General features: G+C 34.5%; 17 protein-coding genes. 14 read left to right on the top strand and 3 right to left on the bottom strand.

The genetic code is table 11. The features are described 5' to 3' along the window. The first annotated feature begins 34 nt into the window (after positions 1-34). The 5 genes from HRT72_08920 to HRT72_08900 all read left to right on the top strand — a co-directional run bounded on the left by HRT72_08920 (position 35) and on the right by HRT72_08900 (position 4,768). Complete coding sequence (locus HRT72_08920; protein ID NQY67828.1) at positions 35-418, top strand: hypothetical protein; 384 nt, start codon at positions 35-37, stop codon at positions 416-418. 100 nt (positions 419-518) lie between these two features. Further along, entirely contained in the window at positions 519-1,622 is a 1,104-nt protein-coding gene (locus tag HRT72_08915; protein NQY67827.1) for a glycosyltransferase family 4 protein, read from the top strand. After that, positions 1,623-2,846, top strand: a complete 1,224-nt coding sequence (locus HRT72_08910; GenBank protein NQY67826.1) for a glycosyltransferase family 4 protein — start codon at positions 1,623-1,625, stop codon at positions 2,844-2,846. A 116-nt stretch (positions 2,847-2,962) separates the two neighbouring features. Beyond that, the gene (locus HRT72_08905; protein NQY67825.1) at positions 2,963-4,174 is read left to right on the top strand and encodes a DegT/DnrJ/EryC1/StrS family aminotransferase; all 1,212 of its coding nucleotides are present in this window, start codon (positions 2,963-2,965) and stop codon (positions 4,172-4,174) included. A gap of 3 nt (positions 4,175-4,177) precedes the next feature. Next, entirely contained in the window at positions 4,178-4,768 is a 591-nt protein-coding gene (locus tag HRT72_08900; GenBank protein ID NQY67824.1) for a sugar transferase, read from the top strand. 3 nt (positions 4,769-4,771) lie between these two features. Here HRT72_08900 and HRT72_08895 read toward each other — a convergent pair whose 3' ends face one another. Continuing rightward, a complete protein-coding gene (locus HRT72_08895; GenBank protein NQY67823.1) occupies positions 4,772-5,644 on the bottom strand; it encodes a hypothetical protein in 873 nt (290 codons plus the stop codon). A gap of 184 nt (positions 5,645-5,828) precedes the next feature. Between HRT72_08895 and HRT72_08890 the strand changes: the two genes are divergently transcribed. From HRT72_08890 to HRT72_08850, 9 genes are all read left to right on the top strand, one after another. Next, complete coding sequence (locus HRT72_08890; GenBank protein ID NQY67822.1) at positions 5,829-6,758, top strand: universal stress protein; 930 nt, start codon at positions 5,829-5,831, stop codon at positions 6,756-6,758. Positions 6,759-6,831: 73 nt separating this feature from the next. Then, complete coding sequence (locus HRT72_08885) at positions 6,832-8,061, top strand: competence/damage-inducible protein A (protein NQY67821.1); 1,230 nt, start codon at positions 6,832-6,834, stop codon at positions 8,059-8,061. Between the two features lie 64 nt (positions 8,062-8,125). Further along, positions 8,126-8,362: a 50S ribosomal protein L28 gene (locus tag HRT72_08880; GenBank protein NQY67820.1), complete on the top strand. Its 237-nt coding sequence runs from the start codon at positions 8,126-8,128 to the stop codon at positions 8,360-8,362. 23 nt (positions 8,363-8,385) lie between these two features. After that, positions 8,386-8,568 carry a 50S ribosomal protein L33 gene (gene rpmG, locus HRT72_08875; GenBank protein NQY67819.1) on the top strand — a complete coding sequence of 61 codons (183 nt, stop codon included), beginning with the start codon at positions 8,386-8,388 and terminating at the stop codon, positions 8,566-8,568. Positions 8,569-8,574: 6 nt separating this feature from the next. Beyond that, positions 8,575-8,730: a DUF4295 domain-containing protein gene (locus HRT72_08870; GenBank protein ID NQY67818.1), complete on the top strand. Its 156-nt coding sequence runs from the start codon at positions 8,575-8,577 to the stop codon at positions 8,728-8,730. Between the two features lie 65 nt (positions 8,731-8,795). Next, positions 8,796-9,758, top strand: coding sequence for a signal recognition particle-docking protein FtsY (gene ftsY / locus HRT72_08865; protein NQY67817.1), 963 nt, complete (start codon positions 8,796-8,798; stop codon positions 9,756-9,758). 3 nt (positions 9,759-9,761) lie between these two features. Next, positions 9,762-11,072 (top strand): 30S ribosomal protein S12 methylthiotransferase RimO, encoded by a 1,311-nt coding sequence (gene rimO, locus HRT72_08860; protein ID NQY67816.1) that lies wholly within the window; start codon positions 9,762-9,764, stop codon positions 11,070-11,072. Between the two features lie 12 nt (positions 11,073-11,084). Further along, on the top strand, positions 11,085-11,660 hold the full coding sequence (locus tag HRT72_08855; GenBank protein NQY67815.1) for a 5-formyltetrahydrofolate cyclo-ligase: 576 nt from the start codon (positions 11,085-11,087) through the stop codon (positions 11,658-11,660). A gap of 146 nt (positions 11,661-11,806) precedes the next feature. Continuing rightward, positions 11,807-12,103: a ribosome-associated translation inhibitor RaiA gene (locus HRT72_08850; protein ID NQY67814.1), complete on the top strand. Its 297-nt coding sequence runs from the start codon at positions 11,807-11,809 to the stop codon at positions 12,101-12,103. 72 nt (positions 12,104-12,175) lie between these two features. Here HRT72_08850 and HRT72_08845 read toward each other — a convergent pair whose 3' ends face one another. Both HRT72_08845 and HRT72_08840 read right to left on the bottom strand, forming a co-directional pair. After that, positions 12,176-12,763 carry a hypothetical protein gene (locus HRT72_08845; protein ID NQY67813.1) on the bottom strand — a complete coding sequence of 196 codons (588 nt, stop codon included), beginning with the start codon at positions 12,761-12,763 and terminating at the stop codon, positions 12,176-12,178. After that, positions 12,760-12,948 (bottom strand): transketolase family protein (locus HRT72_08840; protein ID NQY67812.1); only part of this gene is annotated, 189 nt, incomplete at its 5' end. The genes HRT72_08840 and HRT72_08845, both read right to left, overlap by 4 nt.

Here is a 12,948-nt window from a genome sequence, read left to right as displayed (position 1 = left end):
TTGTTGGACTGATGAGTATTGTAATTACGCCCTGATGAACTTCGATTTTATTAATAGTGTGATTGAAAAAGCTGCGAATGTATTGATTGTTACATGTTTTAATATACCTAAAGGAAACATACTAGAGCATTCGAAAGTGAGTACGATGATTATACCTCCAGTCCGAAGAGTTGCCAACTATGACGGAGTTCCATCTAATGAGAAAATCTTACCTGAGATTATGGAAGATTTGGAGAAAGAGATGTGTGCAGACTTACTTCCAGGATCTGTAGTACTGGTTTGTGCGGGATTTGCAGGAAAGTTTTTGTTGAAAGCGGCTAAGGACAGGGGGGCGGTAGCAATTGATTTTGGTTCTAGCGTAGATCATTTATTGGGACTTAAAACGAGAAATTTAGAGCTTCACACCTTATTTGATTAGGATGTTAGATGTTTTAATAACAAATTATTTATCACTCGTATTCATTGGCTGTGAATTGGTTTTTGTTTTGTTCTTTTGAGCTAAGATAATCGCGGCTACCATGAGTGTAAAAGTAGAAATTTGTCATATAACCACAGTGCATTCTCAAAATGATGTAAGAATATTTCATAAAGAATGTGCTTCTCTTGCTAAATATGGTTATAGTGTAACGCTTCTTGTCGCAAATGGTATTTCAGAGATGTCTTGCCGTGTAAATATTGTAGGCGTCCCAATTAAGACGAATTCCAGAATAGGACGAATTAGAAAAGCATCGAAAGTTCTTTATCAAGAAGCTTTAAAATTGAATTGTGATTTATACCATTTTCACGATCCAGAGTTTCTTCCATTCGCAAAGAAATTATACACCAAAGGAAAGACAGTTATATATGATGTTCATGAGGATATTCCTCGGCAAATATTGTCCAAATATTGGATTCCTCTTCCCTTTAGGAAAATTACTTCCGTATTATTTGAATATTATGAGAATAAAGTTTCCTCTCAGTTAAGTGCTGTTTGTGTCGCTACTCCTTTTATTTTAGAGCGATTTTATCGATTGAATAAGAATGCTATTAATCTCAATAATTATCCAATAGTAGAATCAAGTGAAATCAAAGAGAATAAGAAAAATGAAATATGCTATATAGGTGGATTGGATGAAAATCGTGGGATTTCGGAGCTTGTAATTTCGTTAGAGAACTTGGATGTTAAGCTGAATTTGGCTGGTAAATTTGAAAGTGATGCATATAAGTTGAGTCTTGAAAGGCTATCAGGCTGGAAAAATGTTATAGATCATGGCTTTGTAAACCGTAAAACAATTTCTGAAATACTCTCAATCTCTATGGCAGGAATAGTAACTCTTAGGCCAATAATCAATTACTTGGATTCTTTACCTGTGAAAATGTTTGAATACATGGCTGCAGGACTTCCTATAATTGCATCTGATTTCCCGCTATGGAAAACCATTATTGAGAACAATGAATGTGGTTTATGTGTTGATCCTTTGAATCCAAAAGCAATTACAAAAGCGATTAAATATTTGATAGATAATCCTGAAGAAGCTAAAAGAATGGGGGAGAATGGACAAAGGCTAATTCTTGAAAAGTACAATTGGAAGAATGAGGAAAAGAAGCTCTTGGAGTTATATGAATCCCTTTTACCTGAATAGATGAGATTGCTAATTTTAAGTCAGTATTACCCCCCCGAAACGGGAGCGCCACAGAATAGACTACATGGGTTGGCGGTAAACTTAAAAAGGTTAGGAGCAGTTGTAACTGTTTTAACAGCGATGCCTAATTACCCGAAAGGAGAAATCTATCCGGGTTACGAAACCCTTGATTACTTAAAGGAAGAAATAGATGGAATCGAAGTCCATCGGTCGTCTATTTATATCACCAAATCAAGATCTATTACTAAGCGATTGATTAATTATTTCTCATTTGTTTGGAGCTCTTATGATATTGGAAAAAGTAAATTAAGCAAAGAGTATGACTTTATATTATGTGAGTCACCTCCGTTATTTCTTGGGATTTCGGCTCTTATGCTATGCGCAAATAAAAATGCTAAGTTGATTTTTAATGTTTCGGATCTATGGCCGGAAAGCGCTGAAAAATTAGGACTAGTGAGTAATCCGCTTTTTTTAAGCCTGGCTAAAAAATTAGAAGAATACCTATATAGAAAGTCTGTTTTGATTTGTGGTCAAACTCAGGGGATAGTAGATGATATTTTAAAACGGTTTCCTGATAAAGAGCTTCATTGGTTTCCTAATAGCGTCGATACCGATCAAATAGATCCTGATAAAATCCAATCTATTTCTCGGAGTGATTATGGTTTTGAAGAAACGGATAAATTATTCATGTATGCAGGGATTATAGGCCATGCTCAAGGCTTAGAGATTATTGTTGAAGCCGCTAAACTATTGGAAACGAATTCGAATATTAAATTTATTTTAGTAGGAGATGGGCCTGAAAAGGAGGATCTTATGCACAGTGTTAAAAATAATAACTTATCAAACGTTTTGTTTTTTGATAGCATGCCTAAAGCCGAAGTAATATCATTATTGAAGTCAGTAGTGGCGACGATAATTCCTCTTAGAAAACTTGAATTATTTAAAGGGGCCATACCTTCAAAAATATTTGAATCTTTGGCAATGGCTAAACCTATTTTATTGGGTGTGGATGGAGAGGCAAAAGAACTTTTTATTAATGAAGGAAATGTGGGCTTGTATTTTAAACCTGAAGATGAAGTTGACCTGGCTAAGCAGATTAAAGTATTATTGGAAGATGAAGATCTTAGATATACATTAGGCAGTAACGGGAAATCGTTTGTGAAAGATAAATTTGATAGAAGTACCTTGGCTTATGAATTATATCAAAAAATCAGAATTCTATAATAATAAATGGATTTGTTAAATATCTGCTTCTGTGACTATCTTATGAGTGTTATTACTTTTATATATTTGGTTTTAGAAACAGTCTTCTTATAATGTATTAACTTAAATCTGAAGAAATGATTCCTTTTTCACCTCCCCGAATGGACCAAGATATAATTGACGAAGTAACATCTGTGTTGAAATCGGGATGGATTACAACCGGGCCTAAAACCAAACAATTCGAACAAGAACTCACTAAATATTGCGGTAACCGATCTACAGCATGTGTGGGTTCGGCAACTGCTGGATTAGAACTGGTGCTTCGGTGGTTTGGCGTTGGAGAAGGAGACGAAGTGATTTTACCAACCTATACTTATTGTGCGACAGCAAATGTTGTGGTGCATTGTGGTGCGAAACCTGTTTTTGTAGATGTAGGAACCGACTTTAATATTACTGTTCAAAATATTCGAGAAGCGATCACCGAAAAGACTAAGGTAATAATGCCGGTAGATATTGGAGGCGTACCATGCGACTATGATCAAATAAATGAATTGGTGAGGGGGCAAGATGTTGCCTCTATGTTTAATGCAAGTACGGAGAACCAAGAAAAGCTTGGTCGAATGCTAGTTTTGGCCGATGCTGCACATTCAATTGGTGCAAAATATAAATCTAAGCGATCGGGAAGTCTTACGGACATGACAGTATTCTCTTTCCATGCTGTTAAGAATTTGGTAACTGCCGAAGGTGGGGCGATCTGTATTAATCTTCCTAGTCAATTCGATGTAGATGAATTGTATAAATCCTTTTGCATATCCTCGTTACACGGTCAGAATAAAGATGCTTTAGCAAAAACAAAAGTAGGATCCTGGGAATACGATATTATAGACGCCGGTTACAAATGTAATATGACGGACATTCAAGCTGCAATTGGTTTGGTAGAATTGAAGAGATATGATTCTGATATGCTTGTGCGTCGGAAATCAATTTTCGATCAATACGTCGAATTGTTTAGTTCATATTCGTGGGCTCAAATACCCGATGCACGTCCAGAAGACAAGGAATCTTCTTACCATTTATTTATGCTTCGGATAAAAGGAGTAAGCGAAAAACAAAGAAATTTAATAATTGATGAGATATTTAGGCTAGAGGTTTCCGTTAACGTTCACTTTAAACCTTTACCAATGATGTCTTTTTATAAATCAAGGGGATATGACATAGCCGATTATCCCGTCAGTTATGATAATTACAGTAGAGAAATATCATTACCTATTTATTATAATTTGAGTGACAAGGATGTCTTAAAAGTAGCAGAAGCCGTTGTTCAATCTGTTGAGTTGATATTGAATTAACGAATGACAAAGAGGCTATTCGATATAGTTTTTTCAATTCTGGGAATGGCTTTTCTTTTCCCTTTGTTCCTGGTTTTGGGTGTTTTCTTAGTATTAGATTCTGGTTTCCCAATTATCTATCGTCAAAAAAGAGTGGGGCTTAATAATATTGATTTTACTCTTTTTAAACTTAGGTCGATGAGTTCAGCGGCAGATACAAAAGGTTTCCTGACTGTTGGGAATGACGACATTAGAATAACACCTTTTGGGAAGATATTAAGACGGTTTAAACTAGATGAATTACCTCAATTAATAAATGTCTTTAATGGCACTATGAGTTTTGTTGGGCCAAGGCCTGAAGTAAGAAAGTACGTTGATCTTTATTCTACTGATCAATTGTATGTACTAACGGTTAAGCCTGGAATTACAGATGTTGCTTCGATTGTTTTTATAAATGAGAATGAACTTTTAAAAGAAGCAGTAGATCCGGATAGAGAATATATTAATAAGATAATGCCTACTAAATTGGCTTATAATCTGGAATATATCTCTGAACAGTCTTTCTTTTACGACATTGTTCTAATTCTAAAAACAATAGGAAAAATATTTCGCTAGGAACTATTTGTTTCTATTTAAAATATCTAAAAACATAGAAAGTTCTTCTGCTTTGTCTGTTTTGTCTAGTTTTTTATAAGATTCGATTAATCCCATAAGCATCCTTTTAATAACAGTTTTAGTAGAGCATATTTCGAAGTAAGATTCTTGTGGCTCCAACTTTATGTGATTCAAAAACTCAATAATTTGCTTTTGAGGAAAAACTACGCCCTTACTAAATGGATCTATATAAAACATGACATCACTTCCTATTTCATCTTTCGATTCTAATAGGCCCGACTCATCTCTATATCCAAGAATGAAATTTTCAGGAAGGTTTACACCATATATTGGTAGTCCTAGTTCCTGAGCAATAGTCATATATAGAATGCAAAGAGTAACGGAGTTGCCTTTTTTTGATTCTAATACTTCGTTTATGTAGTAATTAGTGGGAGAGGTTATGTTTTTTAAATTTCCTTTAAATCCCAAAGTTGTAAATAGGATTCTATTTATTACACTTACTTTTTCAAGGGCGGTTAAATTGTCATTTAATTCAAGCCAAATAATTTTTTTTATTTTTTCCAATTGGTTGTAAACCAAATCTTCATCTAGATCAGGATATTGATACTTAGCAATAAGTAAAGATGCCTTTAGTAGTTCCGGGTTTGACGCTTTGAAATGCTTTTCAAACGAACTGAGAAGATCGTTGAACTGAATATCGTGTATGAGATATTCAATTCGTTCTTGGATGAGCTTGTTTAAGGTGTTTTCCCAGGTATTCTCCAGCATAGGAATAATCTCCTCGCCATAAGTCATAAGTTCGCCCTTTATTTGGACGTAAACCTTCTCGTCGGGATCATCTAATAAATCAATAAGTGCATTTAACTGACTTGTCATAAGACTCTTTTACCTTTTTTAATAATGCAATTTTAGCAGATAAACCAATCTCTAAATTGGTGTCAGGCGATATTTTTCAACACCACACTCTTTATAATGTCCTAATCAAAGGGCTGTTATACTTAACTAAATGAGGTCAAAATTGTTAGAAGAAAGGAGATTCTGAGTATAAAATGCATTAAATTTGTCTCAATTAATAGGCGGGTTATTTCGTGTTATTGAATATTATAAAAAGTTTAAGATGGGAGGAAAAAAGAATATGTTAGTTGGAATTGCTTTCTCAAAGCAATCGATGTTGATTTTAGAAGAAGCCTGTGTATTTGCAAAAGCGGCTAATTCGGGAATAACATTACTATATGTTAATTCTCCTAAGGGTATTTTTGATAGCTCGTCGGATGCTGATAGGAATGTAGCAAGAACCGCTATTGAAGAAAAATTGGAAGATTTAGCAAGATCTACAACTAAGAAAACCGGTTTAGATGTTGTTACAAAAATCGTTGAAGGAAAGGTCTACGATAAAATTATTGAAGTATCAAATAAACTAGGCGTTGATTTAGTATTTATGGGAACTAATCAAGAATCTGGAATGAAAGGATTTATTGGTTCTAATGCATTAAAAGTTGTAAGAGGAACTTACTGTCCGGTAATTACTATAAATAAAGAGGTAGAACCTCATAATTGTGATGTGATTGTTGTGCCATTAGATCTAACTAAAGAAACAAGAGAGAAGGTTTCCAACGCTATTCAGTATGCTAAATATTTCGATTCAACTCTGAAAATAGTTTCTGTCTTAGAATCGGATGAAGAAGAGGTAGTAAAGAAGTTGATGAATCAACTAAGAATTGAGAAAGGTTTTATCGAAGAGAAAGGTGTAAACTGTACGGCAGAAGTAATTAAAGTGTCAAGTTCTAACGAGAAATTTTCAAAAGTGATTATAGACTATTCTAAAAAGAATAATGCGGATCTGATTATGATTATGACGCAACAAGAAAATGAAATAACAGAATTTTTTATTGGATCATCTGCTCAGCAAATTATTAATAATTCTGAAATTCCAGTAATGAGTATTGTTCCTTCACCGACTAGGTCAGGGTTAATTTCTAATAATTTCTAGAAAAATACAGAGTGTAATTTAAACAGGCCTCTATATATGATGGCCTGTTTTTTTTATGTCGAAATAATTATAAATGACAGCTGAGATAATAACCATAGGCGATGAAATTCTGATAGGTCAAGTTGTTGACACTAACTCTGCATGGATGGGAAGTCTCCTTGAAAAAAATGGGTTGAAAGTAATTCAGATCACAAGTATCTCAGATGAGAAAGACGCAATTATCAATGCATTATTAAATGCTAAAAAAAAGGCGGACGTTATATTGATAACAGGAGGGTTGGGACCAACAAATGATGACATCACCAAAAAGTCCTTGGCTGATTATTTTGGAGTCGGTATGGTTTTTAATAAGGAAGTATACCTAGATGTAGAAAATGTCTTTACTGGCTTTAATTCTACGGTTTCTGAAATAAATAGGCATCAGGCCGAAGTCCCTTCAAATTGTATTGCATTAAGAAATGCTTATGGCACAGCACCTGGAATGTGGTTCGATGAGAGCAATACTATATATATATCTTTACCAGGGGTCCCTTATGAAATGAAAGGTTTAATGCTCAATGAAGTATTACCGCGGTTGAAAGAAAGGTTTGCGCTACCTACTATTATACATAAAACAATTCTAACATATGGTATAGGCGAATCAAAACTAGCAGAAATGCTAGTATATTCTGAGAAAAGATTAAACTCAAAAGGAATTAAACTGGCATATCTACCTGCTCCAGGGTTAGTCCGGTTAAGATTAACAGGGAGTAAAGAAGTTGAAATTAACTCTGTATTGGAAGAGATTCTAGAAGTAATAGGATATTACGTTTTTGGGTATAATGATGAAACTTTGGAAGAGGTGGTTGTTAATCTTCTTCTTGAAAACAATAGAACATTAAGTGCTGCTGAAAGTTGCACTGGAGGTTATCTATCACATTTAGTAACTAGCGTTTCTGGATGTTCAAAAGTATACCAAGGCAGTATTATTGCTTATAAGAATGAAATAAAGTATTCCGAATTGGATGTTGATCTTAGAATAATAGAAGAATATGGAGCAGTAAGTAAAGAAGTTGTTGAAAAAATGGCATTAGGTGCAATAAAGAAAATGAATTCTGATTATTCCATTGCGACTACTGGAATTGCTGGGCCATCTGGTGGTACGGATGATAAACCGGTAGGAACTGTATGGATAGCAGTGGCTTGTGGAGAAAGAGTTGAATCCAAAAAGTTGAAGTTTGGAGACAATAGAGAGAGGAATATTAGAAGAACAGCCCTTGCTTCTTTAGATATGTTGAGAAGAGAGATAATTAAGTATAAATAATATGTGCTGGATAATAATAAATTCCTTTATATTTGCACTCCTTTAAATGAAACTATAAGAGAAGATGTCAAGAATTTGTCAAATCACCGGAAAGGCAGTAATGTCGGGAAACAACGTTTCTCACTCAAAAAGAAGAACTAGAAGAAAGTTTTATCCTAACCTTCAAACAAAGAAGTTCTTTATTCCAGAGGAAGATAAGTTCATTACTTTGAAGATATCGGCTAAGGGAATTAGAATTGTGAATAAGAAAGGAATAGCGGAAACCTTGAAAGTAGCTAAAGCTAAAGGTTTTTATAAATAGTTTATTGCGCTTAATAAAAAGAGATGGCAAAGAAAGGAAATAGAGTACAGGTTATTTTACAGTGCACAGAGCACAAAGAAAGTGGAATGCCAGGAATGTCGAGATACATTACTACAAAGAATAAAAAGAACTCACCTGAACGTATTGAGTTAAAGAAATACAATCCAGTGTTGAAAAAACACACGGTTCATAAAGAAATTAAATAATAAGCTATGGCTAAGAAAGTAGTTGCAACGTTAGGAAAAGGTGGTGGAAAGGATTTTACCAAAGTTATCAAGTTGGTTAAGATGAGAGGTAACGGAGCTTACCAATTTAAATCTGAGATTGTTCATAAGGATAAAGTTGCTGACTTCTTTGCTAAGAAATAAGTAACAAACGAAATTGAATTAAAAGCTTCTTTCTAAATTGAGAGAAGCTTTTTTTATATTTAGATATGATATTTCACGCATTTTTCGGTTTATTCTCTAAAGAGAAAAAAGAAGACTTAGATAAAGGGCTTGAAAAAACGAAAGAAAGCGTTTTTTCGAAAATAAGCCGTGCAATTGTCGGAAAAACTACTGTTGATGCAATTGTATTAGATGACCTAGAAGAAATATTAGTTACATCGGATGTTGGAGTTGCTACAACTTTAAAGATTATTGAAAAAGTTGAAGAAAGAGTGTCTAAGGATAAATACTTAGGAACGTCAGAATTAAATAGAATACTTAAGGAAGAAGTAGGTAATCTTCTTGAAGAAATTGATTCTGGAAATGAGACTGAATTCACAATTCCTGATAACCATAAGCCTTATGTTATTATGGTTGTCGGTATAAATGGTGTAGGAAAAACAACGACTATTGGTAAACTCGCCCATCAATTTAAAAAGAGCGGAAAAAGTGTTTTGATTGGAGCCGCAGATACGTTTAGAGCTGCTGCAATTGAGCAATTACAGGTCTGGGCAGAAAGAGCGGATGTTCCTATCGTTGCACAGAAAATCGGTGCTGATCCAGCCTCCGTTGCATACGACACTTTGGAATCGGGTAAAATGCAGAATTCGGATGTTATATTAATCGACACTGCGGGAAGATTACATAACAAGGTTAATCTGATGAACGAACTTTCTAAAATTAAAAAAGTGATGCAAAAACTAATCCCCGATGCTCCTCACGAAGTTCTGTTAGTTTTAGATGCTTCAATTGGTCAGAATGCTATAGAGCAGGCGAGGCAATTTTCTAATGCTACTGAGGTAACGGCTTTGGCCATGACAAAATTAGATGGAACTGCGAAAGGTGGTGTGATTCTGGGTATATCAGATCAATTTAAAATACCAGTCAAGTATATTGGTCTCGGTGAGAAAATAGAAGACTTACAGGTGTTTAATAAAAAAGCGTACGTCGACGCTCTATTTGGTTCGTAAACCATGAAAACAAAAACACTCAAAAAGAATAAGGTCAATGTTATCACATTAGGCTGTTCTAAGAATATTTACGATTCGGAAGTCCTAATGGGGCAACTCAGAAACAATAAATACGATGTTGTTCATGATTCGAATGATGATGATGTAAGTACTGTAATTATTAATACATGTGGCTTCATAGAAACAGCTAAGGAAGAATCGATTGATACTATTCTTACTTATGCCCAGGGGAAAAAGGATGGATTAATAGATAAGGTTTATGTAACTGGATGTTTATCTGAGAGGTATAGAGATGACCTTATAAAAGAGGATCTTGGAGTAGATGGCTTTTTCGGGACTAAAGACTTACCACGTTTACTTAAAACATTAAAGGCTGACTATAAAAAGGAATTGCTAGGCGAACGTCTACTTACTACGCCATCCCATTATGCATTTTTCAAAATATCGGAAGGTTGCGATAGACCATGTTCGTTTTGTGCAATTCCAATAATGAGAGGTAAGCACGTTTCTATTCCAATAGAAGAATTGATTACGCAGGCGGAATCATTGGTAAATAACGGTACGAAAGAACTGATACTAATAGCTCAGGATTTAACTTACTATGGATTAGATTTATATAAAAAGAGAAACTTAGCTGCCTTGTTAGAAAGACTTTCTGAGGTTAAAGGACTTGAGTGGATTCGATTGCATTATGCTTTCCCGTCCGGTTTTCCTGAAGATATTTTGGAAGTAGTAAAGGCGAAATCAAATATTTGTAATTATCTCGATATTCCACTACAGCATATCTCTGATGAGATTTTAGCCAGTATGCGGCGAGGTACTACGAAAGAAAAAACTAGTTCGTTAATTAAACGAATTAGAGAGCAAGTTCCAGGAATTACTATTCGTACAACACTCATTACGGGCTATCCTGGTGAAACAGAAGAGCATTTTCAAGAGATGTTACAATGGGTAATTGATACTCGTTTTGATCGGTTAGGTGTTTTCCCATATTCTCATGAAGAAGATACGCATGCCTATAAGCTAGAAGACAATGTGCCCGAGGAAGTGAAGCAAAGAAGAGCCGATGAAATAATGGAGGCACAGAGTCATATTTCATTTGAGCTAAATGAAGCGAAAATTGGGAATGAATACCGTGTTCTAATTGATAGAAAAGAGGAGGGTAGCTACATTGGCAGAACTGAGTTTGACAGTCCTGATGTTGATAATGAAGTGATTATTGACTCTTCCCTTAGAGATTTGAAAGTAGGTGATTTCTATAATGTTAAAATTGACTCGGCAGAGCATTACGACTTATTTGGTCATGTTGTATAATACTTCATATCTATGTTGAAGGCGGATATTAGAAAGAAATTCTCAAAAGTTAGACTAGGTTATAATACGAAAGAAATGAAGTCTTTTAGCCAAAGTATTTCGGATGCTTTCTTTAGCGAAATAGACTTAACTGGTGTTAAAAATGTTCATGCATTTTTACCGATGATATCCAAAAACGAAATCGATACACAACTAATTGTTAATAGACTTTGGAATGAGTTTCCAAACATTAAAACAATTACCTCTGAAAGTGATTTTGAAACAATCACTATGAAAAGCCTGCTCTTTAATAATGAAACCAAGTTTGAAGATGACGATTGGGGGATCCCTACACCCACAGATGCCACTCCGTTTAATGATAATGAGATTGATTTAATATTAGTTCCATTATTGGCTTTCGATTTAGATGGTATGCGAGTGGGTTATGGCAAAGCATTTTATGATAAATTTCTTGCAAACTGTAAGCCCGATATAATTAAAGTAGGAGTTTCTATACTAGATCCAGTTGATGTGATTGATGATGTATACGAACATGATATCCCCCTAACTTGCTGTATAACACCATCTCGGTTCTATCGTTTCGAATAGGATTTTCCATATCAAAAAAAACATTGATAATATTTACCCTAACTTGATAGCAATAAATTAGGCCAATACGAGTTTTGACTCGTATATACTCTTTAGGTAGCAGGCCTATCTGAGTATTTTTATTCACTTTAAATATTATCGTACATATGCAAATAAATATCCAAGCGATACATTTCGATCCAAAAGGACAATTAGTTGAGTTAATTGAATCTAAAGTTGAAGGACTTCAGAAACTCGGTGACATTAGTTCTTGTGAAATTTTCCTAAAATTAGAAGGATCCAGTTCTGTTAGGAATAAACAAGTAGAAATTAAAATTAAAGCTTCAAATACAACATATTTTGCGAAGTCTGATGCAGAATCCTTTGAGATTGCAACAGACCAGGCTGTGGAAGGGATGAGAAGACAATTAAGAAAGCAAAAAGGTAAAGTGCTTAATTATTAATTAGAAGATAAAATATATAAAACCCCTAGGAAGTATCTTCTTAGGGGGTTTTTAATGTTTTAAAACAGAGGGCTATTTGGTAAGCTTCTTATTCTCTTGCCTTTTTTCCATATTTTTCTTTCTACGTTGTTGGGCATTTTGTTTCTTTTTTCTTTGCGCTGTTCGTTTAGTATAAGATTCTTCCATTCTAAAATAGATAACAACTTTCTTCGCAGATATTACTCCTAATAATTCATTGCTGAATTCTTTTTCATACCTAACTTCTGCTTCCTTTAGAGATAATCTTTGGTTTAGCATTTCTATTCCTCTCTCATCACTTACTTCTCTTGCTCGTTCTTTTCTTAGTTCTCTTATTTGTGATCGGATACTCTTTGATCGTTCTATATAAGTGTCACCAATAACCCAAAACTTTATTGAGTCTTCACTAGAAAGCTCTAAGCGCTTTGTCATTATTTTTCGCTTCTTGTTTTGTTCTAATTCTTTTTCTTCAGCTAAAGAAGAATCGAGTAGCGTGGTTTCTGTTTGGCTTGTCTCGACAGTGCTATCAATCCTTGTTTCAAAATCATTGTTTGATTCAAGATCTTCAACGCCGTTATAACAGCTTAATATTAATGAGATTAAGCTGGTTGCTACAAGGTAAGAAAATGCATTTAGTCTCATTTTCGTGCAATTGCTTTTTGAGCTTTCTCTACAATTTCAGAGGTGCTTATGCCATACTTCTCCATTAATTCGTCTGCAGTACCACTTTCACCAAAAGTATCTTGCACAGCAACCATTTCTAGAGGAGTAGGGGTGTTTAATGCAAGAACTTGTGCAATACTATCGCCTAACCCACCATTCATTTG

It is taken from the genome of Flavobacteriales bacterium (assembly GCA_013214975.1).
GTDB lineage: Bacteria > Bacteroidota > Bacteroidia > DT-38 > DT-38 > DT-38.
This window is presented reverse-complemented; position numbering and strand designations above follow the sequence as displayed.